This window comes from Streptomyces sp. NPDC053560 (genome assembly GCF_044544605.1).
GTDB lineage: Bacteria > Actinomycetota > Actinomycetes > Streptomycetales > Streptomycetaceae > Streptomyces.
Genome location: NZ_JBITXI010000006.1, coordinates 201,487 through 225,899, shown reverse-complemented (window position 1 = coordinate 225,899; position 24,413 = coordinate 201,487). Strand labels below are relative to the sequence as shown.

The 24,413-nt window shown below is 71.3% G+C and carries 18 protein-coding genes; 12 read left to right on the top strand and 6 right to left on the bottom strand.

From position 1 onward, the window contains the following. The first annotated feature begins 53 nt into the window (after nucleotides 1-53). Nucleotides 54-1,658, top strand: a complete 1,605-nt coding sequence (locus ACIGQF_RS16465; RefSeq protein ID WP_399710513.1) for a maltokinase — start codon at nucleotides 54-56, stop codon at nucleotides 1,656-1,658. A gap of 61 nt (nucleotides 1,659-1,719) precedes the next feature. Further along, complete coding sequence (gene glgB / locus ACIGQF_RS16460; RefSeq protein WP_399710511.1) at nucleotides 1,720-4,587, top strand: 1,4-alpha-glucan branching enzyme; 2,868 nt, start codon at nucleotides 1,720-1,722, stop codon at nucleotides 4,585-4,587. A gap of 310 nt (nucleotides 4,588-4,897) precedes the next feature. On the opposite strand, the gene ACIGQF_RS16455 is transcribed toward glgB, so the two are convergent. Further along, nucleotides 4,898-6,310, bottom strand: coding sequence for a cation:dicarboxylate symporter family transporter (locus tag ACIGQF_RS16455; protein WP_399710509.1), 1,413 nt, complete (start codon nucleotides 6,308-6,310; stop codon nucleotides 4,898-4,900). 152 nt (nucleotides 6,311-6,462) lie between these two features. On the opposite strand from ACIGQF_RS16455, the gene ACIGQF_RS16450 reads away from it, so the two are divergent. The 7 genes from ACIGQF_RS16450 (at nucleotide 6,463) to ACIGQF_RS16420 (ending at nucleotide 13,529) form a co-directional block, all read left to right on the top strand. Continuing rightward, nucleotides 6,463-8,079 (top strand): ATP-binding protein, encoded by a 1,617-nt coding sequence (locus tag ACIGQF_RS16450; RefSeq protein ID WP_399710507.1) that lies wholly within the window; start codon nucleotides 6,463-6,465, stop codon nucleotides 8,077-8,079. Next, on the top strand, nucleotides 8,076-8,816 hold the full coding sequence (locus tag ACIGQF_RS16445) for a response regulator (RefSeq protein ID WP_399710505.1): 741 nt from the start codon (nucleotides 8,076-8,078) through the stop codon (nucleotides 8,814-8,816). Before ACIGQF_RS16450 ends, ACIGQF_RS16445 begins: the two co-directional genes overlap by 4 nt. Nucleotides 8,817-8,990: 174 nt before the next feature. Continuing rightward, a complete protein-coding gene (locus tag ACIGQF_RS16440) occupies nucleotides 8,991-10,352 on the top strand; it encodes an ABC transporter substrate-binding protein (RefSeq protein WP_399710503.1) in 1,362 nt (453 codons plus the stop codon). Next, nucleotides 10,349-11,227, top strand: coding sequence for a carbohydrate ABC transporter permease (locus ACIGQF_RS16435; protein ID WP_399710501.1), 879 nt, complete (start codon nucleotides 10,349-10,351; stop codon nucleotides 11,225-11,227). Before ACIGQF_RS16440 ends, ACIGQF_RS16435 begins: the two co-directional genes overlap by 4 nt. 12 nt (nucleotides 11,228-11,239) lie before the next feature. After that, nucleotides 11,240-12,079: a carbohydrate ABC transporter permease gene (locus tag ACIGQF_RS16430; RefSeq protein WP_399710969.1), complete on the top strand. Its 840-nt coding sequence runs from the start codon at nucleotides 11,240-11,242 to the stop codon at nucleotides 12,077-12,079. Between the two features lie 75 nt (nucleotides 12,080-12,154). Continuing rightward, nucleotides 12,155-12,628: an RICIN domain-containing protein gene (locus ACIGQF_RS16425; protein ID WP_399710499.1), complete on the top strand. Its 474-nt coding sequence runs from the start codon at nucleotides 12,155-12,157 to the stop codon at nucleotides 12,626-12,628. A gap of 199 nt (nucleotides 12,629-12,827) precedes the next feature. Continuing rightward, on the top strand, nucleotides 12,828-13,529 hold the full coding sequence (locus tag ACIGQF_RS16420; RefSeq protein WP_399710497.1) for a helix-turn-helix domain-containing protein: 702 nt from the start codon (nucleotides 12,828-12,830) through the stop codon (nucleotides 13,527-13,529). A gap of 66 nt (nucleotides 13,530-13,595) precedes the next feature. Here the strand turns inward: ACIGQF_RS16420 and ACIGQF_RS16415 are convergent, their stop codons facing one another. After that, nucleotides 13,596-14,621, bottom strand: a complete 1,026-nt coding sequence (locus tag ACIGQF_RS16415; protein ID WP_399710494.1) for an ATP-dependent 6-phosphofructokinase — start codon at nucleotides 14,619-14,621, stop codon at nucleotides 13,596-13,598. Nucleotides 14,622-14,899: 278 nt separating this feature from the next. On the opposite strand from ACIGQF_RS16415, the gene pta reads away from it, so the two are divergent. From pta to pyk, 3 genes are all read left to right on the top strand, one after another. Beyond that, nucleotides 14,900-16,990 carry a phosphate acetyltransferase gene (gene pta, locus ACIGQF_RS16410; protein WP_399710492.1) on the top strand — a complete coding sequence of 697 codons (2,091 nt, stop codon included), beginning with the start codon at nucleotides 14,900-14,902 and terminating at the stop codon, nucleotides 16,988-16,990. A gap of 52 nt (nucleotides 16,991-17,042) precedes the next feature. Continuing rightward, entirely contained in the window at nucleotides 17,043-18,254 is a 1,212-nt protein-coding gene (locus tag ACIGQF_RS16405) for an acetate kinase (protein WP_399710490.1), read from the top strand. 61 nt (nucleotides 18,255-18,315) lie between these two features. After that, nucleotides 18,316-19,743 (top strand): pyruvate kinase, encoded by a 1,428-nt coding sequence (gene pyk / locus ACIGQF_RS16400; RefSeq protein ID WP_399710488.1) that lies wholly within the window; start codon nucleotides 18,316-18,318, stop codon nucleotides 19,741-19,743. 114 nt (nucleotides 19,744-19,857) lie between these two features. On the opposite strand, the gene ACIGQF_RS16395 is transcribed toward pyk, so the two are convergent. From ACIGQF_RS16395 to ACIGQF_RS16380, 4 genes are all read right to left on the bottom strand, one after another. Continuing rightward, on the bottom strand, nucleotides 19,858-21,147 hold the full coding sequence (locus tag ACIGQF_RS16395) for a hypothetical protein (RefSeq protein ID WP_399710486.1): 1,290 nt from the start codon (nucleotides 21,145-21,147) through the stop codon (nucleotides 19,858-19,860). After that, entirely contained in the window at nucleotides 21,137-21,724 is a 588-nt protein-coding gene (locus ACIGQF_RS16390) for a DUF6114 domain-containing protein (RefSeq protein WP_399710484.1), read from the bottom strand. Before ACIGQF_RS16390 ends, ACIGQF_RS16395 begins: the two co-directional genes overlap by 11 nt. A 141-nt stretch (nucleotides 21,725-21,865) precedes the next feature. After that, entirely contained in the window at nucleotides 21,866-22,483 is a 618-nt protein-coding gene (locus tag ACIGQF_RS16385; RefSeq protein ID WP_399710482.1) for a DUF6230 family protein, read from the bottom strand. Nucleotides 22,484-23,064: 581 nt separating this feature from the next. Further along, nucleotides 23,065-24,033 carry a tetratricopeptide repeat protein gene (locus ACIGQF_RS16380; protein WP_399710480.1) on the bottom strand — a complete coding sequence of 323 codons (969 nt, stop codon included), beginning with the start codon at nucleotides 24,031-24,033 and terminating at the stop codon, nucleotides 23,065-23,067. Nucleotides 24,034-24,413 lie beyond the last annotated feature (380 nt).

The following is a 24,413-nucleotide window of genomic DNA, read 5'->3' as shown; positions in this document are numbered from 1 at the left end:
TTCCGGGACACTTTGCCGTAGCTGTCGTGTGCCCGGGGAAAGGACGCGACGTCATGTCGGAAACCGCCTCGACCCGTGCTCTGCAAGGCCGGCACCACCGGCCGCCCGTCACCGCCGCGCCCGGGCTGCTGCCCTCGCTCGTCCCACTGCTGCGCGAATGGGTGCCACGGCAGCGGTGGTTCGCGGGCAAGGGCCGCCCGGTCACCGGTTTCGACCTGGTCTCCGCCGCCGAACTGCTGCCCGTCGAGGGATCCGCCGCGCCCGGCATGCTGCACCTCCTCGTCCGCGCCCGGCAGCCAGGCCCGCCGGCCCGCACTCCGGGGGACGACGACTGCTACCAGCTGCTGCTCGGCGTGCACGGCACGCTGCCGCCGCGGCTCGCCCACGCCCTGATCGGCCACCCGGAGGAAGGACCGCTGGCCGGGCGGACGGTCTACGACGCGCTGCTGGACCCCCGGCTCTGCGCACTCCTGCTGGAACGGCTCCGGGTACCGGGGCAGCTGGGCGCGCTCCGCTTCACCGTGGCGCCGGACACCGCGGTCGCCTCCGGACTCACCGCCCGGCCGCTGGCCACCGAGCAGTCCAACACCTCGGTGGTGTTCGGCGACGCCTACATCCTGAAGGTCTTCCGCCGGGCCTCCCCCGGCCTCAACCCCGACCTGGAACTGCCGCTGGCGCTGGCCCGCGCCAAGTGCTCCCGGGTACCGCCGCCGGTGGCCTGGTTCGAGTCATCGGCGGCCGGCCCGGTGAAGCCGGCCGACGGCCCCCGCCATCACGCCGCAGAACCGATCACTCTCGGCGTGCTCACCCCGTTCCTCAACGGCTCGGCCGACGGCTGGCAGCTCGCGCTCAACGCCCTCTCGGTACGCGCCGACTTCACCGGCTCGGCGCGGGCGCTGGGCCACGCCACCGCCGAGGTGCACACCGCGCTCGCCGAGACGCTCCCCACCACCGAGCTGCGCCGCACCCACCTGGAGCTGATCGCCACCGGCATGACCGAGCGGCTGGACGCGGCGGCCCGCGCCGTCCCTGCACTGCGCCCGTACCGCAACCGGCTGCGCACCGCCTTCCAGGCACTGACCACGCTCGGCGAGGACGGCCGGGCCTTCGCCGCCCAGCGCATCCACGGCGACCTGCATCTGGGCCAGACACTGCGCACCGCCGGCGAGGGCCGCTGGTCGGTCATCGACTTCGAGGGCGAGCCGGCCCGGCCGCTGGCGGAAAGGCGCGATGTCCAGCCCGCGGTGCGCGACGTGGCCGCTATGCTCCGGTCCTTCGACTACGCGGCGCGCAGCGGCCCCGGCGGCGGCGACGCCTGGTCGCTGGAGTGGGCGCGGCGCGCACGGGCCGCGTTCTGCCGCGGTTACGCCGAGGCCGGCGGCCTGGACCCGGACTCCGTTCCGGAGCTGATGCGCGCGTACGAGACCGACAAGGCCGTGTACGAGGTGCTCTACGAGGCCCGGCACCGGCCGGACTGGCTGCCCATCCCGATGGCCGCCGTCCGCCGGCTCGCCGGTGCCGACCCCCGCCTCGCCACCGACCCGCACCTGACGACCGACCCCCATGTGGCCGCGGGGCCCGACCCCTACGCCGACACGGAACCGGAGGAGGGCGACCCGACGTTCACCGCCTCCGCCCCGCCCGAGGACCGCAGCTGACCACCGTGCACAGCGCTTCGATCCCCCGACCGCCCGACCGCCCCGCCAGGAGGCTCCTCCCGTGACCCCCCGTCCGCCGTCCCGCCCCTCGTCCGACCCCGCCACAGCGCCCGACGCCGACGTACCGCACACCTTCCTGCCGGCCCCCGCCCGGCCTGAGGGGGAGCAGGAGGCGCCGCCGGGCCGGCGCACCGGGCCCGGCCCGGAGGCGGAGGCGGCCGCCGAAACCGCCGCGCAGCCGGCGCGGAAGAAGACCTCGCGTGCGAAGCCGGCCCGCGGCGGTGCCGAGCCGTCCGACGCGCCGGCCACCGAGGTGAAGCCGTCCGGGACCTCGGTGACCGATGCCCCGGCGGTCGGGGAACCGGCCGCCGGGGCCGCCGCCAAGAAGACCGCCACCCGGAAGAAGACCGCCGCGAAGAAGGCCCCGGCCAAGAAGGCCACGGCGAAGAAGATCACGGCCGAAGCGGCGGCCGGGAAGACCGCCACCAAGAAGACCGTCAAGGCGTCCGCGAAGAAGGCCGCCGAGAAGGCGGAACCCAAGAAACCCGCCGGCCGGAAGGCGGCGGCCCCGGCCTCCGCGAAGGTCGCCGCCGCACGGACCCCGGCCACGCCGGCCGCCGCGGCGAAGATCCCGGCCGCGCAGGTCCCGGCCGACGAGGCCACCGCCCGGACTGCCGGAGCGGAGGCCGCCGAGCCTTCGGCGTCCGCCGCGAAGGGCGGTGTGCTGCCCGCGCCCCCGCTGGGCGACACCGACCGGGGCCGGCTGCTGTCCGGTACGCATCACGACCCGCACGCGGTGCTCGGCGCGCACCCGGTGGGCGGCGGGGTCCTCTTCCGCGCGCTGCGCCCGTACGCCACTTCGGTGGCCGTGCTCGCCGAGGGGCTGCGGGCCGAACTGCCGCGCGAGGGCGACGGGATCTTCGCCGGGGTGCTGCCGCTGCCGGAGATCCCCGACTACCGGCTGGTGGTCACCTACGGCGAGGGCCCGGACGGCCACGAGGTGACCGTCCACGACCCGTACCGCTTCCTGCCCGCCATCGGCGAGCTGGACCTGCACCTGATCGGCGAGGGCCGGCACGAGGAGCTGTGGCAGGCGCTCGGCGCCCGGGTCATGGAGCACGAGGGCGTGCCCGGCACCCGCTTCACGGTCTGGGCGCCGAACGCGCAGGGCGTCCGCGTCGCCGGGAACATGAACTACTGGGACGGCACGGTCTACCCGATGCGCTCCCTCGGCTCCACCGGCGTGTGGGAACTGTTCGTGCCGGGGCTGGGCGAGGGCGAGCTGTACAAGTTCGACATCGCCCGCCCTGACGGCAGCCACACGCTGCGCATCGACCCGATGGCCCGGCGGACCGAGTGCCCGCCCGCCAACGCCTCGGTCATCGACGTGTCGCGCCACGAGTGGGGCGACGCGGAGTGGATGGCGCGCCGGGCCGAACGCCCGGTGCACACCGCGCCGTTGTCCGTCTACGAGGTCCATCTGCCGTCCTGGCGGCCGGGCCTGACCTACCGCGAACTCGCCGAGCAGCTGCCCGCGTACGTCAAGGACCTCGGCTTCACGCACGTGGAGCTGATGCCGGTCGCGGAGCACCCCTTCGGCGGGTCGTGGGGCTACCAGGTCACCGGTTTCTACGCGCCGACCGCCCGGCTCGGCTCGCCGGACGACTTCAAGTACCTGGTCGACGCGCTGCACCGGGCCGGCATCGGCGTGATCATGGATTGGGTGCCGGCGCACTTCCCGCGCGACGACTGGGCGCTCGCGGAGTTCGACGGGCGGACGCTGTACGAGCACGAGGACCCGGCGCGCGCCGCGCACCCGGACTGGGGCACCCTCGAATTCGACTACGGCCGCACGGAGGTCCGTAACTTCCTGGTCGCCAACGCCGTCTACTGGTGCTCCGAGTTCCACATCGACGGGCTGCGCGTGGACGCCGTCGCCTCGATGCTCTACCTGGACTACTCCCGGGAGCACGGCGAGTGGACGCCCAACCAGTACGGCGGCCGGGAGAACCTGGACGCGGTCGCCTTCCTCCAGGAGATGAACGCCACGGTCTACCGGCGCTGCCCGGGCGTGGTGACCATCGCCGAGGAGTCCACCGCCTGGGACGGCGTCACCCGCGCCACGCACCACGTCGGGCCCGGCGGCTTCGGCGGTCTGGGCTTCGGCCTGAAGTGGAACATGGGCTGGATGCACGACTCGCTGGTCTACATGTCCAAGGAGCCGGTGCACCGCAAGTACCACCACAACGACATGACGTTCTCGATGGTGTACGCCTACTCCGAGAACTACGTGCTGCCCATCTCGCACGACGAGGTCGTGCACGGCAAGCGGGCGCTGGTCTCGAAGATGCCCGGCGACTGGTGGCAGCAGCGTGCCAACCACCGTGCGTACCTGGGCTTCATGTGGTCGCACCCGGGCAAGCAGCTGCTCTTCATGGGCCAGGAGTTCGCCCAGGGCGCCGAGTGGTCCGAGGAGCAGGGCCCCGACTGGTGGCTGCTGGACCCGGCGTACGCCGCGGCGCCCGACCACCGCGGCGTCCGCGACCTGGTCCGCGAGCTGAACCGCCAGTACGCGGCCACCCCGGCGCTGTGGGAGCGGGACACCGACCCGGGCGGCTTCGCCTGGATCGACGGCGGCGCGTGGGAGGACAACGTCCTCTCGTTCGTGCGCTACGACGCCGCCGGCGACCCGCTGCTCGCGGTCGCCAACTTCTCGCCGGTGGTGCGGCACGGGTACCGCCTCGGCGTGCCGGAGAACGTCCCGTCCTGGCGAGAGGTGCTCAACACCGACGAGGAGCGGTTCGGCGGCAGCGGCGTGACCAACACCGGGGAGCTGAAGTCCGAGCCGGTGCCGTACCACGGCCGCTCCGCCTCCATCGCGCCGGTGCTGCCGCCGCTCGCCACGATCTGGCTGCGCCCCGAGGGCTGACGGCCGTACCGACGTGCTTGCGGGCCGGTGTCGCACCCCCTGCTCGTACGCACAAGAAAGGGGCCCGCCGGCGTCTGCCGCCGGCGGGCCCCGTTCCCCCGTGATCCCCCGTACCCCCGTTCACCGGCGGCTTCCCGCCGGCCCTGCCGACTCTGCCGCTTCACAGCGTCCGGCGACAGTCCCGCCACGGGTTCGTTGCCCGCCCGCGACGCCTTGAGACGCAATCGAGAAATTCCGTACAAGATCGCGAACTTCGAAGGCCCCCGACGCGTGGTGCGGCGGGGGCCTTCGGGGCGGGGCGCGGAACGCGTCAGACGGCGGCCTTGTCGCCCTCGGGGCGCGGCTGCGGGACGTCGGCGTCGTCCTCGGCGGCCGGGCCGTGGCCGTCGTCCACGAGGGTCGTCTCGTCGAACGGACGGTTGCCCGCCAGGACCTCGCTCACCCGGGACTTGTCGATCTCCTTGGTCCAGGTGCCGATGAGGACCGTGGCGACCGCGTTGCCGGCGAAGTTGGTCAGCGCGCGGGCCTCGCTCATGAAGCGGTCGATGCCGACGATCAGGCCGACGCCGTCGACCAGGTCGGGGCGGTGCGACTGGAGGCCGCCGGCCAGGGTGGCCAGGCCGGCGCCGGTGACGCCGGCCGCACCCTTGGAGGCGATGATCATGAAGACGAGGAGCGAGATCTCCTGGCCGAGGGACATCGGGGAGCCCATCGCCTGGGCCACGAAGATCGAGGACATCGTCAGGTAGATCGCGGTGCCGTCGAGGTTGAAGGAGTAGCCGGTCGGGACGGTGATGCCGACCACCGGCTTGCTGACGCCCAGGTGCTCCATCTTCGCGATCAGGCGCGGCAGCGCCGACTCCGAGGAGGACGTGGAGAGGATCAGCAGGAACTCGCGGCCCAGGTACTTCAGCAGCATGAAGATGTTCACGCCGGCGATCAGCCGCAGCAGCGAACCCAGGACGACGATCACGAAGAGCAGGCAGGTGACGTAGAAGCCGACCATGATGACGGCGAGGGACTTCAGGGCGTCCAGGCCGGTCTCGCCGACCACCGCGGCGATGGCGCCGAAGGCACCCACCGGCGCGGCCCACATGATCATGGACAGGACGCGGAAGACCAGCTTCTGGAGGTGGCCGATGCCGCGCAGGACCGGCTCGCCGGCCTTGCCCATCGCCTGCAGCGCGAAGCCCACCAGCAGCGCGACCAGCAGGGTCTGCAGCACCTCACCGGTGGTGAAGGCGGAGACCAGGGTGGTCGGGATGATGCCGAGCACGAACTCCGAGCTGCTCTCGCCGCCGCCCTCCGTCTGCGCCTGGCCCGCGTGCCGGAGCGACTCGGTCAGGTGCAGCCCGGAGCCGGGCTCCAGGATGTTGCCGACGACCAGGCCGATGGCAAGGGCCACGGTGGACATCAGCATGAAGTAGCCGAGCGCCAGGCCGCCGACCGCGCCGACCTTGGCGGCCTTCCGTACGGAGCCGACGCCGAGGACGATCGTGCAGAAGATGACCGGCGAGATCATCATCTTGATGAGGTTCACGAAGCCGGTACCGAGCGGCTTCAGCTCCACGGCGACGCCCGGGGCGATGAAGCCGACCGCGATGCCGAGCACTACGGCGCCGATGACGGCGATGTAGAGGTAGTGGGTGCGGTCACGCTTCTTCGGCGCGGGCGTGGTGGGCTCGCCGGGGGTCCCGCCACCCGGCAGGGTCGTTGCGGCCACGACTGCCTCCTGTCCTCGATTGTCCGGTTCTGCGTGCGACCTGCGGCTCTTGAACGCAAAACAAAGTCCCGGCGACTATGCACCCCCCTCTTGATCACGTCACCCTTACGTACATTTCGTTCATGTAAACGTGACCGGGCAAACTTATGCACATGCGCCTCCCCCGTCCCCGCAGCCTGGCCGGCCAGCTCTTCGCCATGCAGGCCGTGCTGATCGCGGTCGTCGTCGCGGGCTGCGCCGTCTTCGCGTACCTCAACGCGAGCGAGCAGGCCGAGGAGACCGCGCGCCGCCAGACCACGGCCGTCGCGACCTCCGTGGCCAACGCCCCCGAGGTCGCGCGCGCGGTCCGCTCCGAGGACCCCACGAAGCTGCTCCAGCCGTACACCGAGCGGGTGCGCAAGGCCGCGGGCGTGGCCTTCGTCGTGGTGATGGACACCGACAAGACCCGGTATACCCATACACGGCCGTCCGCGATCGGCGAGAAGTACCTCGGCCACATCGGCCCCGCGCTGCGCGGCGAGGTCTACCACGAGACCCATCTGGGGACGCTGGGGCCGTCCGTGCGGGTGGTGGCGCCGGTACGGTCCGGCGGCAGGGTCGTCGCGCTGGTCAGCTCCGGCATCACGGTCGAGACGATCAGTGACGGGCTGCGCCGCCAGATGCTCTCGCTGATCCTGGTCGCGGCCGCCGCGCTGGCCCTGGGCGGCGTCGGCACGTACGTCGTCAACGCGCGGCTGCGGCGCCATACGCACGGCATGAACGCCGCCGAGCTGAGCCGGCTGCACGACTACCACCAGGCCGCGCTGCACGCCGTACGCGAAGGGCTGCTGCTGCTCGACGGGCGGCGCGCGGTCGCCCTGATCAACGACGGGGCGCGCGAGCTGCTGGGCCTGGACGGGAACGCGGTGGGCCGGCCGGTCGCCGAGCTGGGGCTGCCCGCGCCGCTCACCGAGGCGCTGCTCTCCCCCGGCCCGTGCGTCGACGAGCTGCATCTGTCCGCCGACCGGGTGCTCGTCGTGAACACCTCGCCGGTCGACGGGGGCGAGCGGCGCGGCACGCTGGTCACCCTGCGCGACCACACCGAGCTGCAGGCGCTCTCCGGCGAGCTGGACTCGGTACGCGGCTTCGCCGAGGCGCTGCGCTCGCAGGCGCACGAGGCCGCCAACCGGCTGCACACCGTCGTGTCGCTGATCGAGCTGGGCCGCGCCGAGGAGGCGGTGGAGTTCGCCACCGCGGAGCTGGCGCTGGCGCAGACCCTGACCGACCGGGTGACGGGCGCGGTCGCCGAGCCGGTGCTGGCCGCGCTGCTGCTGGGCAAGGCCGCGCAGGCGAACGAGTACGGCGTGGAGCTGACGTTGACCGAGGACAGCGGGATCGACGACGGACTGCTGCCCGAGTGGCTGCCCGCCCGTGACCTGGTGACCGTCCTGGGCAACCTCGTCGACAACGCGATCGACGCAGCGTCCGGCACGCACCCGGCGGGCGAGGCGGGCCGCGTCGTGGTCACCGCGCGCGCCACGGACGGCGAGCTGCTGCTGCGGGTCGCCGACTCCGGGCCCGGCGTGGACCCGGGACACGCCGAGGAGATCTTCCGGCGCGGCTGGACCTCGAAGGAGAGCGGCTCTACGGTGCACGGCCGGGGCCTGGGACTGGCCATCGTGCGGCAGACTGTGCGCCGCCACGGCGGCACGGTCACCCTCGACCGGGCGCCCGAGGGCGGTGCGGCGTTCGCCGTCCGCCTGCCACTGCGGACGGAGCGGCGGGAATGACCCCACAGGACGGCACGGGCGGCACCCCGCCGGCCGACAGCACCGGCGGCACCCCGAAGGTCCCGGAGGCCCCCATTCGGGTGCTGGTCGTCGAGGACGACCCCGTCGCTGCCGACGCGCACGCGCTGTACGTCGGCCGGGTCGCCGGCTTCACCGTCTCCGGCACCGTGCACACCGCCGCCGCGGCCCGCCGCCATCTCGACCAGTACCCCGTCGACCTGCTCCTGCTGGACCTGTTCCTGCCCGACGGGCACGGGCTCCAGCTGGTACGGACGCTGCGCGCGGCCGGGCACACCGCGGACATCTTCGCGGTGACCTCGGCCCGTGACCTGACCGTCGTACGGGAGGGCGTGTCGCTGGGCATCGTGCAGTACGTCCTGAAGCCGTTCACCTTCTCCACGCTGCGCGACCGGCTCACCCGCTACGCCGTCTTCCGCGCGTCGGCCGGCGAGGCCGCCGGCCAGGACGAGGTGGACCGGGCCATCGGCGCGCTGCGGGCGCCGCAGCCGGCCACCCTGCCCAAGGGGCTGACCCGGGCGACGCTGCGGGCGGTGACCGACGCGCTGCGGGCGGCCCCGGAGGGCCTGTCGGCGGGCGCGGCGGCCGAGACGGTGGGCATCTCCCGGATCACGGCCCGCCGCTATCTGGAGCATCTGGCCACCACGGGCCGCGCGGCCCGCAGTCCCCAGTACGGGCACGTGGGCCGCCCCGAGCTGCGGTACACCTGGCTGCACTGAGCCCGGCCCGTGAGCGGACGCGTACCCGGCCAATAACAACGTTGTCACGGAACAACGGCCGCCCGGCGCAAGGGCATTGACCAGCCACGGAACGCCGCCTTACGTTCACCGGGCAGCCAACGAGGGCGGCCGGCCGGAGCCGCCAGTGCCGGATGGCTCGTAGGAGGTCGTGCCGTGCCCCGCCCCAGCACTCCCCTGCTGCTCACCGCAGCCGCCCTGCTCGCCGCTTCCACCCTGACCGCCTGCGGAGGCGGCTCCGGGAGCGACCCGGACGTCGTGAAGGTCTCGTTCAAGCAGTCCACGGACAACAAGATCCGCCAGATGGACACCTACCTGGCCGGGATCAAGAAGGAGTTCGAGCAGGCGCACCCGGGCAAGAAGGTGAAGCTGGTGCCGATCAAGGCACCGGACTCCGAGTACTACACGAAGCTGCAGCAGATGCTGCGCTCCCCCAGGACGGCGCCCGACCTCGTCTACGAGGACACCTTCCTCATCAACTCCGACATCACCAGCGGCTACCTGAAGCCCCTCGACCCCTACCTGAACAAGTGGCGGGACTGGGGGCAGTTCATCGACACCGCGAAGGCCGCGGCCAAGGGCGAGGACGGCAAGACGTACGGCGTGCCGGACGGCACCGACACCCGCGGCCTATGGTTCAGCAAGGACATCTTCGAGAGGGCGGGCCTGCCCGCCGACTGGCAGCCGAAGAACTGGGACGACATCCTCGAAACCGCCCGCACCATCAAGAAGAAGGTGCCCGGCGTCATCCCGCTGAACGTCTACACCGGCAAGCCCGCGGGCGAGATGTCCGCGATGCAGGGCTTCGAGATGCTGCTCTACGGCACGGGCGCGGACCCGCTGTACGACCCGGAAAAGAAGAAGTGGGTCGTCGGCGGCGAGGGCTTCAAGGACGCCCTGAAGTTCGTGGAGACCGTCTACAAGGAGAAGCTCGGCCCGGACGTCTCCGACGCGCTCGACCCGAACATCGGCACCCGCACCCGCGGCGAGCTGCTGCCCGAGGGCAAGCTCGCCATCAACCTCGACGGCTCCTGGCTGCCGCAGGACTGGATCAAGGGCTCGGGCCACGAATGGCCGGAGTGGTCACAGGAGTTGGGCCTGGCGCACATGCCCACACAGAATGGCGGGGCGCCCGGGAAAGTGAGCATGTCCGGCGGCTGGACCTGGGCCGTCCCGGCCAAGGCGGGCAACCCCGACCTGGCCTTCGAGTTCATCAAGACGATGCAGACCAAGCAGAACGCGCGGAAGTGGTACATCGCCAACTCCGGCATCGCGGTCCGCAAGGACGTCGCCGAGGACCCGGAGTACGTGAAGGCGCAGCCCGGCATCAAGTTCTTCACGGACCTGGTCGCGCACACCCACTACCGGCCCGCCTACCCCGCGTACCCGAAGGTCTCCACCGCGATCCAGGAGGCCATGGAGGGCGTCACGACGGGCGACACCTCGGTGGCGGAAGCGGCGAGGACCTACGACGAGGAGCTGGACTCGATCACGAACGGCGCAGTGGTCAAGAAGTGAGCGCCCTTGGTACGCGCCCGCGCCGCACCCTGGCCCGGGCGCTGCCGGTGACCCCCGGCGTCGCCCTGCTGCTGCTCTTCCTCGCGGGACCGATCGGCTACTGCGTCTATCTCGCCTTCACCGACCTGCAGTTGACCGGGCAGGCGGAGTCGTCCTTCGTCGGCCTGGACAACTTCGCCGAGGCCTTCGGCGACAAGGGCTTCCTCAACGCCGTCTGGCTGACGCTGGTCTTCACCGTCGTCTCGTCCCTGATCGGCCAGAACACCCTGGGTCTGACGCTCGCGGCCCTGATGCAGCGCGCCTCCGGCCCTGTGCGCACGCTCACCGGCGGCATCGTGGTGACGGCCTGGGTGCTCCCGGAGGTGGTGGCGGGCTTCCTGCTCTACGCCTTCTTCCGCCGCGAGGGCACCCTGAACGCGGTGCTCGACTGGCTGCACCTGCCGGGCCAGAACTGGCTCTACACCCTGCCGATCCTGGCGGTGTCCTTCGCCAACGTCTGGCGCGGCACGGCCTTCTCGATGCTGGTCTACTCGGCGGCCCTGAACGAGATCCCCAAGGAGATCACCGAGGCCGCGCAGGTCGACGGCGCGAGCGGCCGGCGCCGGATGTGGCACATCACGCTCCCGATGATCCGCCGCTCCATCGGCACCAACCTGATGCTCAACACCCTCCAGACCCTCTCGGTCTTCGGCCTGATCTGGGTGATGACCCGCGGCGGCCCCGGCAACCGCAGCCAGACGCTCCCCCTGTACATGTACGAGCAGGCCTTCCAGAACAGCATGATCGGCTACGCGACGGCGGTGGCCCTGCTGCTGCTCCTGGTCGGCTCCCTCTTCTCCCTCGTCTACATGCGCCTGCTGCGCACGGAGGTCTGAGTGCCCCGGTCCGTGACCCGCACCCCGGCCTTCCGCCGCGCCACCCGCCGGCTGACGGCGGACGCCGCGCTGCTGGTGGTGGCGGCGGCCTTCGTCCTGCCCCTGGCCTGGGTGGTCCTCTCCTCCGTCGATGCGCGGGCCGACCTGCGGGCGAAGCTCCCCGACGAGTTCACCTTCGGCAACTTCGACGCGGTGCTCGTTCCCGACGTGACCTTCACCCCGCTCCTCAACAGCCTGATCCTGTGCGGCGGGGCGACCCTCCTGACGATCGTCTGCGCGGCCCTGGCGGCCTACCCGCTGTCCCGCTACCGCTCCCGTACGGGCAGCGCCTTCCTGGCCACGATCCTGTTCGCCACCTGCCTGCCGATCACGGCGATCATGGTTCCGGTGTACGCGCTGTTCGTCCAGGTCGAGCTGATCGACACCATGCACGGCACGATCCTGTTCTTCGCGGCGTCCCAGCTGCCCTTCGCCGTCTGGCTCATGAAGAACTTCATGGACGGCGTGCCGAAGGAGCTGGAGGAGGCGGCCTGGACCGACGGCGCCTCGCCCATGCAGTCCCTGCTCCGCGTCGTCCTGCCGCTGATGGGTCCGGGCATCGCGGTCGTGACCGTCTACTCCTTCGTGATGATGTGGGGCAACTTCTTCGTCCCCTTCATGCTCCTGCTCGACCCCGCGCAGATGCCCGCCTCGGTCAGCATCAACGACTTCTTCGGCAACCGCGGGACCGTGGTCTACGGCCAGCTCGCGGCCTTCTCCCTGATCTACTCCACGCCGGTCCTGGTCCTGTACGTCCTCATCGCCCGCCGCCTCGGCGCCGGCTTCGCGCTGGGCGGGGCGGTGAAGGGGTAGCCGAAACCTCTCTGGCCGGTGCGTGGCGCGCGGCCTACCGTGCGCGGTAGCCATGACGCCGCAAGGAGGTCCGCCATGTCCAGCGTCCCCTCCGCACCGTCCGCAGCGCTGCCGTCCCGCGCCCGCGTCGTCGCCGCGCACAGCGGCAAGGTCGTGTGCGTGAGCGAGGCGTCCACCGCCGACGGTGCCCACGTGATCCAGTACTCGCGCGGCGCGCACGACAACGACAAGTTCTCCCTGGAACCCGCCGGCGACGGCTCCCACCGGCTCGTGGCCAAGCACAGCGGCAAGGTCCTGAGCATTGCGGACGCCTCACCGAAGGAGGGTGCGGGGCTGGTCCAGTGGCGGGCGGTCGGCACCCCGAACGAGAAGTTCCGGTTCGAGCCCCGGCCCGGCGGCGTCTACCGCATCGCCGTGGAACACAGCGGCCAGTACCTCGACGTCGAGGGCGGCGCCACGGGCAACGGCGCCCGCCTCGTCCAGTGGCCGCGCGAGGAGGTGGACCACCAGCTGTTCCGGCTGGAGCCGCTCGTCGACGCCGACTGGTGACGGGCGCGAGCACCGGCTGAGCGAGCGCTCAGTCAATCGCCATGTTTGGCTGAGAATCCTCTCGCGCATCGTCACGGTCCGTGAGAAGATCACCCACCGTTACAAGATCACTCTCTGCAATCCGTATATTGCTACGAGTTTTCGAAGCAAAGAGCGGAACTACCCGCGTAGACATATCCCGGTCATTTACGGTGTGGCCGTGCACACGCCAGACAGGGGCGAGCGCCGCCCACCCTTCGACGCCCAGGCAGCCAAGCGCATGCGCGAGGCTCTCGGCATGACGCCCGCGCACGTTGCGTACGGAATCAACGCCGCCTACGGAAAACCGATTCAGCCACGGATGATCGCCGCGTGGGAGCGGGGCGAGGGCTCGCCGACGGAGAGCGAGCTGAACGCGCTCGCCGGCGCCCTGTGGTGCGCGCCCGGTGATCTGCTCGGCACCCCCGACACCCTGCGCGAGTACCGCATCGCCCGCGGCATCGCCGCCGACGACCTCGCGCTGCGCATCGGGATGGAGATCCCGGCGTACGAGCGGATGGAGGCCACCGGCCAGTGGCAGGGCAACGACCGGCAGGCCGCGGCCCTCAGGGCCGAGCTGGACCTCCCGCTGCCCGCACTGGTCCGGCTGACCGGCCGCGACCGGCAGCTGGCGGAGATGCTGCGCAGCGCGGCGACCACGCGCTGGCAGGCGTACACCCGGCCGGTGTGCAAGCTGCTGGGGCTGCCGAAGCCGACGGTGCAGAAGGCGCTGGAGTTCCTGTTCGAGGAGTACCACCGCCGGATGGCCGGGACCCTGGGCTGGGGCGGCGGCGTGGAGTCCGCCGCGGAGTCCAGCGACGCGGGCCGGGCCTTCCTGGCCGACGTCCTCGCCCACTTCTGGGAACAGGTCGGCGAGGCGTGAGCCGTGCCCGGCCCCCGAGGACCGGGCGCCGGGACCGGGCGGCGCGGCCCTGAGCCGCGGGGCGGGTCAGAAGACCGACTCGGCCTCGCGCATGCGGTCGGCCGGGACGGTCTTGAGGTGGGTGACCGCCTCGGCGAGCGGCACCATCGTGATGTCCGTACCGCGCAGCGCGGTCATCCGGCCGAAGTCGCCGCGGTGCGCCGCCTCGACGGCGTGCCAGCCGAAGCGGGTGGCGAGCACACGGTCGTACGCGGTGGGGGTGCCGCCGCGCTGGACGTGGCCGAGGATGACCGGGCGGGCCTCCTTGCCGAGCCGGTTCTCCAGCTCGACGGCGAGCTTGGTGCCGATGCCCTGGAAGCGCTCGTGACCGAACTGGTCGATCTCGCCCTTGGCGTAGTCCATCGTGCCCTCGGCGGGGTGCGCGCCCTCGGCGACGCAGACGACGGCGAACTTCTTGCCCCGGGCGAAGCGCTCCTCGACCATCTTGACCAGGTCGTTCACGTCGAAGGGGCGCTCGGGCAGGCAGATGCCGTGGGCACCGCCGGCCATGCCGGACTCCAGGGCGATCCAGCCCGCGTGCCGGCCCATGACCTCCACGACCATGACCCGCTGGTGCGACTCGGCGGTGGTCTTCAGGCGGTCGATGGCCTCGGTCGCGACGCCGACGGCCGTGTCGAAGCCGAAGGTGCGGTCGGTGGAGGAGATGTCGTTGTCGATGGTCTTCGGCACACCGACCACCGGCAGCCCCGCGTCGGCGAGCATCCGGGCCGCGGTGAGCGTGCCCTCGCCGCCGATCGGGATGAGCACGTCGATGCCGTACTCCTTCGACATGTCCTTGGCGTCCTCGCAGGCCTGGCGCAGCCGCGCGCGCTCCAGACGGGAGGAGCCGAGGATGGTGCCGCCGCGGGCGAGGATGCCGCCGACGGCGTCGAGGTCGAGCTTGCGGTAACGGCCGTCGAGCAGACCCTTGAAGCCGTCCTCGAAGCCGATGACCTCGTCGTCGTGGCCCGTGACGGCGCGGTGCACCACAGAGCGGATCACGGCGTTGAGGCCGGGGCAGTCGCCGCCCGCGGTCAGGACTCCGATACGCATCGTGCTGAGTCTCCTGTGCTCGATGTTGGTTCTGGTGAGCCGGTGCGATTGTTTCACGGGCCGGTAACCGGTGACCTCACGCGCCTCGGGTACTCCGTTCTCGGGTACCCGGCACAGGAGCCCTCACCCACCTCTTGCACCCGCCTTCGCCCACCGGCGCCGACCATGGACACTGGAGGAAGCGACTTATCCACTGGCGCAGGTATTGTCAAGGGGGGCAAGGCCACCATAACGGGTATTTTTCCCCGGTGAGCAACGGAAAAGGACGGAGATCGCGCGTGACGCGGAGCGTGTACGTGACCGGCATCGGCCGCGGCGACGGACGCCAGGTGATCGAGCTGGGGGTCATGGAACTGCTGACCCGCCATGTGGACCGGGTCGGCGTCTTCCGGCCGCTCGTGCACGACGACGGCCCCGACCGGCTCTACGACCTGCTGCGGTCGCGGTACCGCCTCACCCAGCCGGCCGACACGGTCTACGGCATCGGCTACGAGGAGGCGAACGCCCTCCAGGCCGAGCGGGGCACCGACGAGCTGGTCTCCCGGCTGGTGGACCGCTTCCACGACGTGGCCAGGGAGTACGACTACGTCCTGGTGCTGGGCACGGACTACGCCGACACCGGCCTGCCGGACGAGCTGAGCCTGAACGCACGGCTGGCGAACGAGTTCGGCGCCTCGGTGCTGCCGGTCGTCGCGGGCCGCGACCAGGAGCCGGAGTCGGTGCGGGACGAGGCGCGCAACGCCTACCGCGCCTTCGAGTCCATGAGCTGCGACGTGGTCGCCGTCGTCGTGAACCGGGTCGCCCCCGCCGACCGCGCCGCCGTCGTGGAGCAGTTGGCCGGGCACCTGCCGGTCCCCTGCTACGCGCTTCCCGAGGACAGCTCGCTCTCCGCGCCGACCGTCTCCCAGATCGTGCACACCCTCGGCGGCGAGGTGCTGCTCGGCGACGACTCCGGGATGGCCAGGGACGCGAAGAACTTCGTCTTCGGCGGCGCCATGCTGCCGACGTTCCTCAAGGCGCTGACCGACGGCGCCCTGGTGGTGGCGCCCGGCGACCGGGCCGACCTGATCATCGGGGCGCTCGCCGCGCACAGCGCGAGCGCCCCGCCCCTCGCAGGCGTGCTGCTGACACTGGGCGAGCGCCCGGGCCCGGACATCATGGCGCTGGCCGCCCGGCTGGCCCCCGGTACGCCGGTGATATCCGTGCCGGGCGGGTCCTTCCCGACGGCCGGCGAGCTGTTCGAGATCGAGGGCAAGCTGAGCGCCGCCTCGCCGCGCAAGGCCGAGACCGCGCTGGGCCTCTTCGAGCGGCACGTGGACACCGTCGAGCTGACCAAGCGCATCGCGGTCCTGAAGTCCGACCGGGTCACGCCGATGATGTTCGAGCACGAGCTGATCGAGCGGTCCCGCTCCGGGCGCCGCCGGGTCGTGCTGCCGGAGGGCACCGAGGAACGCGTGCTGCGCGCCGCCGACGTACTGATCCGCCGGGACGTCTGCGACCTGACGCTGCTGGGCGAGGAGGACACCATCCGCAAGCGGGCGGCCGACCTCTCCATCGACCTCCAAGACGCGGGGATCATCGACCCGCAGACGGCGCCGGTGCGCGAGCGCTTCGCCGAGCGGTACGCGGAGCTGCGCGCCCACAAGGGTGTGACGTACGAGCTGGCGTACGACGTGGTCGCCGACGTCTCCTACTTCGGCACCCTGATGGTGCAGGAGGGCCTGGCCGACGGCATGGTGTCCGGCGCCGTGCACTCCACCGCCGCCACCATCCGCCCCGCCTTCGAGGTCATCAAGACCAAGCCGGACGCCCAGATCGTCTCGTCCGTCTTCTTCATGTGCCTGGCCGACCGGGTGCTGGTCTACGGCGACTGCGCGGTCAACCCGGACCCGAACGCCGAGCAGTTGGCCGACATCGCCATCCAGTCCGCCGCCACCGCCGCGCAGTTCGGCGTCGAGCCGCGCATCGCGATGCTGTCGTACTCCACCGGCACCTCCGGCTCCGGCGCGGACGTGGACAAGGTGCGCAAGGCCACCGAGCTGGTCCGCGAGCGCCGCCCCGACCTGCTGGTCGAGGGCCCGATCCAGTACGACGCGGCCGTGGACGCCGACGTCGCCCGCACCAAGCTGCCGGACTCCGAGGTCGCGGGCCGGGCCACCGTGCTGGTCTTCCCGGACCTGAACACCGGCAACAACACCTACAAGGCCGTACAGCGGTCGGCCGGCGCGGTCGCCGTCGGCCCGGTGCTGCAGGGCCTGCGCAAGCCGGTCAACGACCTCTCGCGCGGCGCCCTGGTCCAGGACATCGTCAACACCGTCGCCATCACGGCCATCCAGGCCCAGGGCGGCGCCTCCCCCACCGGCCGCTGAGCCCGTCCCCCACCCCTCGCCCGTCCCGCATCCCGACCCGAAAGCCTTCTCCATGACTGCCGACGCCACCCGAGTCCTCGTCCTGAACTCCGGATCCTCCTCGCTCAAGTACCAGCTGCTGGACATGGGCGGGGGCGCCCGGCTGGCGGTGGGGCTGGTCGAGCGGATCGGCGAGCGGGCCTCGCGGCTGGTGCACACCCCGCTGGCGGCCGGCGGCGAGAAGCGCGAGCGCGAGGAGCGGATCGCCGACCACGACGCGGCGCTGAAGGCGGTCGCGGACGAGCTGTCCGCCGACGGGCTGGGCCTGGACTCCCCGCAGCTGGCCGCGATCGGGCACCGGGTGGTGCACGGCGGGCTGCGGTTCACCGAGCCGACGCTGATCGACGAGGCGGTGCTCAAGGAGATCGAGCGGCTGGTGCCGGTCGCGCCGCTGCACAACCCGGCGAACCTCACCGGCATCCGGACCGCCCAGCGGCTCCGCCCGGACCTGCCGCAGGTCGCCGTGTTCGACACCGCCTTCCACTCGACGATGCCGGAGTACGCGGCCCGGTACGCCCTCGACGTGGAGACCGCCGACGCGCACCGCGTGCGCCGGTACGGCTTCCACGGCACCTCGCACGCGTACGTCTCGCGCGAGACCGCCAAGCTGCTGGGCAAGGACCCGTCCGAGGTCAACGTCATCGTGCTGCACCTGGGCAACGGCGCCTCCGCCTCGGCGGTGGCCGGCGGCCGGTGCGTGGACACCTCCATGGGCCTGACCCCGCTGGAGGGCCTGGTCATGGGCACCCGCTCCGGCGACATCGACCCGGCGGTCATCTTCCACCTGGAGCGCAACGCCGGGCTGTCCAGCAACGAGATCGACGAACTGCTCAACAAGAAGAGCGGCCTGCTGGGGCTCTGCGGCGACAACGACATGCGGGAGATCCGGCGGCGGATCGACGAGGGGGACAAGCAGGCGGCCCTCGCGTTCGACATCTACATACACCGGCTGCGGAAGTACATCGGCGCCTACACCGCGGTGCTGGGCCGGGTCGACGCGGTGGCCTTCACCGCCGGCGTCGGCGAGAACTCCGCCCCGGTGCGCGAGGCCGCGGTGCTCGGCCTGGAGGAGATGGGGCTCGCGGTGGACGCGCGGCGGAACGCCGAGCGGTCCGGCGAGGCCCGCATCATCTCGCCCGAGTACGCCCGGGTCGCGGTGGCCGTGGTGCCGACCGACGAGGAGCTGGAGATCGCCAACCAGACATACGCACTGGTCAGCGCCTAAGTTTCGGCGCTTCCGCCAGGTGGAATATTCCGCTCTGAAACAAACCGATAGGATTCAGCCCATGCGCCGTTCGAAAATCGTCTGCACCCTGGGCCCTGCCGTTGACTCCTTCGACCAGCTGAAGACGCTGATCGAAGCCGGCATGAACGTGGCCCGTTTCAACATGAGCCATGGCACCCACGCGGAGCACGAGGAGCGGTACCACCGCCTCCGCAAGGCCGCCGAGGAGACCGGCCGGGCCGTCGGCGTCCTCGCCGACCTCCAGGGCCCGAAGATCCGCCTGGAGACCTTCGCCGACGGACCGGTGGAGCTGGTGCGCGGTGACGAGTTCGTCATCACCACCGAGGACGTCCCCGGCGACAGGACCATCTGCGGCACCACCTACAAGGGCCTGCCCGGCGACGTCTCCAAGGGCGACCCGGTCCTGATCAACGACGGCAACGTCGCCCTCCAGGTGGTCGAGGTCGACGGCCCGCGAGTGCGCTGCATCGTCATCGAGGGCGGCGTCATCTCCGACCACAAGGGCATCAACCTGCCCGGCGCCGCGGTCAACGTCCCCGCGCTGTCCGAGAAGGACATCGAGGACCTGAAGTTCGCGCTGAACATGGGCTGCGACATGGTGGCCCTGTCCTTCGTGCGGGACGCCAAGGACGTCCAGGACGTGCACCGCGTCATGGACGAGGTCGGCCGCCGGGTGCCGGTCATCGCCAAGGTGGAGAAGCCGCAGGCGGTCGCCAACATGGAAGAGGTCGTCGCGTCCTTCGACGGCGTCATGGTGGCCCGCGGTGACCTGGCGGTGGAGTACCCGCTGGAGAAGGTCCCGATGGTGCAGAAGCGCCTGGTGGAGATGTGCCGGCGGAACGCCAAGCCGGTGATCGTGGCGACCCAGATGATGGAGTCGATGATCACCAACTCCCGGCCGACCCGCGCCGAGGCGTCCGACGTCGCCAACGCGATCCTGGACGGCGCGGACGCGGTCATGCTCTCCGCGGAGTCCTCGGTCGGCCAGTACCCGATCCAGACCGTCAAGACGATGTCGAAGATCGTCGAGGCGGCCGAGGAGGAGCTGCTGTCCAAGGGACTGCAGCCGCTGGTCCCGGGCAAGAAGCCGCGCACGCAGGGCGGCGCCGTGGCCCGTGCCGCCGCCGAGATGGCCGACTTCCTCAACGGCAAGGCGCTGGTGGCCTTCACCAAGTCCGGTGACACCGCCCGCCGCCTGTCCCGCTATCGCGCGGTGCAGCCGATCCTGGCCTTCACCACGGACGAGTCCACCCGCAACCAGCTCTCGCTGAGCTGGGGCGTGGAGACCTTCGTCGTGGAGCACGTCAACACCACCGACGCCATGGTCGACCTGGTCGACTCCGAGCTGCTGAAGCTCAAGCGGTACAACGCCGGCGACACCATGATCATCACGGCCGGTTCGCCCCCCGGCGTCCCCGGCACCACCAACATGGTCCGGGTGCACCACCTGGGCGGCGAGCGCGGCTGACGCGCCCCGTACGTACGCGAAGGCCCCGCTCCTCCGAGGAGGAGCGGGGCCTTCGCGGTGCGGCTCCCGGACGGGACCGCGGCGGGCCGGGCGGACCGGACCGGCGGCGATGCCTCAGGTCATGTACTGGTGCAGGCCCGGGACGTGCAGGTTGCCGCCGAACTGGCCCGCCTGGTCCAGCTCCACCTTGGTGAAGTAGGCGAACGGGGTGTTGATGGGCGGCGGGTGCTCCGCGTCGAACACGATCGGGATCAGTCCGAAGAGGTTGCCCTGCAGGCGCTCGGTGTACATCGTCACCTTGCCGCCGCGGAAGGTGGACGTGGAGCCCTTGCGCGCCTCGACGTGGTACTTCTTCCCCGACGTCGGGTCGTCCACCGTCTGGTGCAGGTCGCCGATGTCCACGCTGTCCGCGGTGAACTTCAGTACCTGCTTGGTGTTGCCGCTCTGGGTGGTGACGTTGACGACGCCCTCGTAGTCCAGGCCGCGCAGGGTGAGCGCGGAGGACGTCAGGTGCCAGGGCTTGTCGGGCAGGGTGACGGGGGTCTGCTCGTCCTTGCCCTTCTGCTTGTTCTCGGTGACGCAGGGGTAGCCCTTCTTGCCGTTGGCGTCCTTGCCGTCCAGACCGCCGCCGGGCAGGGCGTTGTCCGCCATGCCCACGGCGCCGTGGACGGTGTCGCCGACGGTCTTCGAGCCGCCCTTGAGGGAGTCACCGGCCTTGCCGAGACCGTCGGTGACGCCCTTGACGGTGTCCTCGACGGGCTTGGTGGCCTTGCCGGCATCCGCGTCCGTGTCCCCGGTGTCCTTCGTGGACTCCTCGGACGCGGTGTCCTCGGAGGCCGACGGGGTCGGGCTCGGCGACTCGGTGGACTCCTCGTCGGACTTGTCGCCGCCGCCGAGCAGGCCGCCGAGCGCGTCACCGACGCCACCCAGCAGGCCACCGTCCTTCTTCTCCTCCTCGGGGGAGGCGGACGGCGAGGGCGTCGCGGATTCCGACGGCTCCTCGCTCTCCGGGGTGGCCGACGGCTCGGTCTTCTTGTCCTCGGCCGTGTCGGAGGGCGAGGCGGAGGGCTTCGCGGACGGCTCGGCGGTGTCCTTGCCGTCCTTCTTGTCCTTGTCCTTCGCCTTGGCGTCGTCCTCGGCCTCGGCGTCCTGCTCGTCCACCTTGTCCGGAGCGGTCACGCACGGACCGTCCCGGAAAGGGCTCTCCGGGGGCTTGGGCTTGGCCATGGCCAGCTGGGGCGTGAGCCCCATGCCCATGAGCACGGCGGAGGGCATGGCGGCAATGGCGATCGCCTTGCCGGCCGGCACGTGCAACCGCGTCAGCAGCGGCTTCCTCGGCGCCGCGTGCCGCCCGGATCTCGCCCCGGCGGCTGCGCCCTCGTCGTGCAGCTCATCACCCGGCACGGTGCCTCCCGTTCGTCCCGTTGGTCGGGCTCTTACCTGACAGGTCGTCCAGTACGCCGCGCGAACCGCCCGCTCCGGCCGCCGCGGGCCGTCCGCCGCCGAACGCGTCGAACCCGTCGGCGTCGTCGTCCGCACGCCCGCGGGGACCGTCGGTGTCCTCGGCGGCCTCGGCCCTGCCCGGCTTGCCGGGGGCCCAGGAGACCGCCAGCGCACCGCCGATCAGCCCCAGCAGGAAGCCGACCAGGAAGGCGCCGAAGTTGGAGACGACCAGGGACACCAGCGACAGCAGGATCGCCGCGACACCGGCGAAGACCCGTGAAGCGGGCTGGAACCACATGGTCAGACCGAGTACGACCAGCAGCACGCCGATGATCAGCGAGCCGGCGCCCGCCGTCGTCGCCATGCGCACGGTCAGGGAACCGATCGTGAGGTTCGCGTAGGGGATGTACATGATCGGGATGCCGGCCAGCAGGGTCAGCAGCCCCGCCCAGTACGGGCGTTGTCCTCGCCAAGCCCGGAAGGAACGGCGCTGCCGGCCGATTGTCTCGCTCAGCCGTGGTCGCGTGTCGGCGCTCATCTCGTACAGCTCCTCGGGACTGGCAATTCGGTGGTACGTGAGCTGGTGGTGCTGGGTGCTGTCCGAAGGACCGGCGCACGGGCACAGGGATACGGCTCAGGGGCCTGGTATCGGCTCCCCCGTGCCCGCACGCTCAGCGCGTCAGTAGCACTCGTTCTTGCCCTTGGAGACCTTCATCTTCAGGCCGCTGAGCTTGAACGTGCCGGCCGTGGTCGCCCAGGCCGTCTGCTTGACACCGGTCAGCGTGGCCGTGTCGGCCTCCTGGGCGAACGAACCGGGGTCCGCCTTGTCGCCCTTCTTGATACCGGGGCCCTTGGTCGACGAACCCGCGGCAACACCGATGTTGATGTTGTTGAAGGTCGCGTCCGCCTCGAGCTGGTCGAGGTCGATGTAGAGGTTCTTCGCCTCGACCGGCGTGTCACCGCCGCCCGCCTGGAGCTTCATCGACACGTCGCCGAAGACCGGGACGGGCACGACGACGGACTGGCACAGGTTCTTGATCTTGGCGTTGGAGAACGCCGAGACCGCCACCGGGATCTGCTTGCCGCCCTTCTGGGCGTCAACGGCTCCGTACTGAACGAAGCCTTGGCCGTCCAGGCGGTCGGTGGCCACCTTGAACTGCTGGCCGGACACGCTGAACGACGCGGCCAGCGCACCCTGCGAAAGGGCCACGCCGATCGCGGCCGTCGCAGCGACGCTCGGCACCATGACAACGGCGAACCGCTTCCATCTGGTCCCGCCACGAGCCAGGGACTCCATGACTTTCCTCCTTCTCGGACGTACATCTCCGGCGCCGGCCGCCCGGTCATGGATACGGCCGCACCTGGGATGGGAGAAGTGCTACGTCCTCGGGAAGGAGAGCGCCGCTTCGGAGGACTTGCGTTTCCGAACCACCGGCGATCACCCCCGAGCGACAACCACTGGCCACGCTCTCGCGCAACCTCTCTGGACAGGCTCCGCCGGGACGGCGAAGACCCCCCTGCCCTCGACCGGCGCCACTGACGCCGGCCCACTCGGTGGGGACCCACCTCCCGCCCGCCTCCCGGCCGGCTGCCGGACTGCTGGGTGATGGACCGAGCTTGGCTGATCGTGGTGCATTCTCAGCCGCCGCACAAGGGGCTCGTTACCTACGAGTAACAGACAAATGATCCGTCGGGCACCGAGCGAGATCGCCCCGGCACACAGGGTCGCCTTTAACGCGGAAGAAACATCCGCAAATTACGCCCAAAACACACCAAGCCATCCCAGCGCTCTTACTCCAAGTAACAGCGGCCACGATTACCAAGTTTTGGTAAAACGTGGCCGCTGTTCCGTTTGAGGAGGGAGGACTTGGCGAGCCGTCAGAACAGGACGCGGGCCAGCGCGGTGCGCGCGCTCACGACGCGCGGATCCTCGCCGCCGATGACCTCGAAGAGCTCCAGCAGCCGCAGCCGCGCGGCCTCGCGGTCGTCGCCCGCGGTGCGCTTCACGACGTCGACCAGCCGCCCGAAGGCGTCCTCGACGTGCCCGCCGACCAGCTCGAGGTCGGCGGCCCGGATCTGGGCCTGCACGTCGGCGGGGCTGTCGGCCGCCTCCTTGCGCACGGCCTGCGGGTCGAGGTCCTGCACCCGGTTCAGCAGCTCGGCCTGCGCGAGACCCAGCTTGGCCTCCTCGTTGGCCGGCTCGTCGGAGAGCACGTTCTTGTACGCCTGGATGGCACCGGCGAGGTCGCCGGAGTCCAGCGCCCGGGTCGCGGCCTCCAGCAGGGCGTCGTGCGGACCGGCCGGCGCGGGCGCCTCGACGGGCTCCTCGTCGCCCGGCGCCGCCGGGTCGACGGGCGCGCCGACGATGCCGAACTGCTGCTCGGCGGCCTGGACCAGCTGGTCCAGCACCTGCCGGATCTGCGCTTCCGGGGCCGCGCCCTGGAACAGCGGGATCGGCTGGCCGGCGACGACGGCGAACACCGCCGGGATGCCCTGCACACCGAACTGCTGGAAGAGGGCCTGGTTGCTGTCTACGTCGATCTTGGCGAGCACGAACTTGCCGGCGTATTCCCCGGCCAGGCGCTCCAGCAGCGGACCCAGCTGCTTGCACGGCTCGCACCACTCGGCCCAGAAGTCGATGACGACCGGCACTTCATTGGAGCGCTGCAGGATCTCCTGCTGGAACCCCGCCTCGTCGACATCGACCACGAGCCGGCCGGCCGCCGGAGCGCGACCGGTGCGCGCTGCCTCGGCGCGCGCCTGTTCCGCCTTCTGCTTCGCTTCCCCGGCCGCCTTCACCGCGGCGAGGTCGACCACTCCACTCATGGACATATTGCGTGGCTGCATGGTCCTATCCTCCCCCCTGAGCGGGCCGTTCCGGAAAGCGGTGCGGAAAATCCAGGGCCCCCATGGCCCTGGACCCCGCGAGGTGAGCTCCGCACCCGGCCGCGCGTCCCGCCGGTTTGCCTGAAGCGGGCCGGGAACAGAGCTCTGTGGTGGTCCCGAGGAGGACCGGTCTGTGGGCACGGCCCCCGTGGAGGGCCGGCGTGTGCGGCCCCTGCCGGAGCCGGTCACGGTCCCGAGGAGGACCGTCGTGCGGCGGCCGGGGTCCCCACCCGCGGCCAGCGTGGCGTCGCTCTTTCGCTACGAGTCGTAGCGTAACTCTCCGGTCCCCCGCCACCGCAAGCGCGCGGCCCCGCCGCGTCCGTGATCTGTCTCACCCGCCA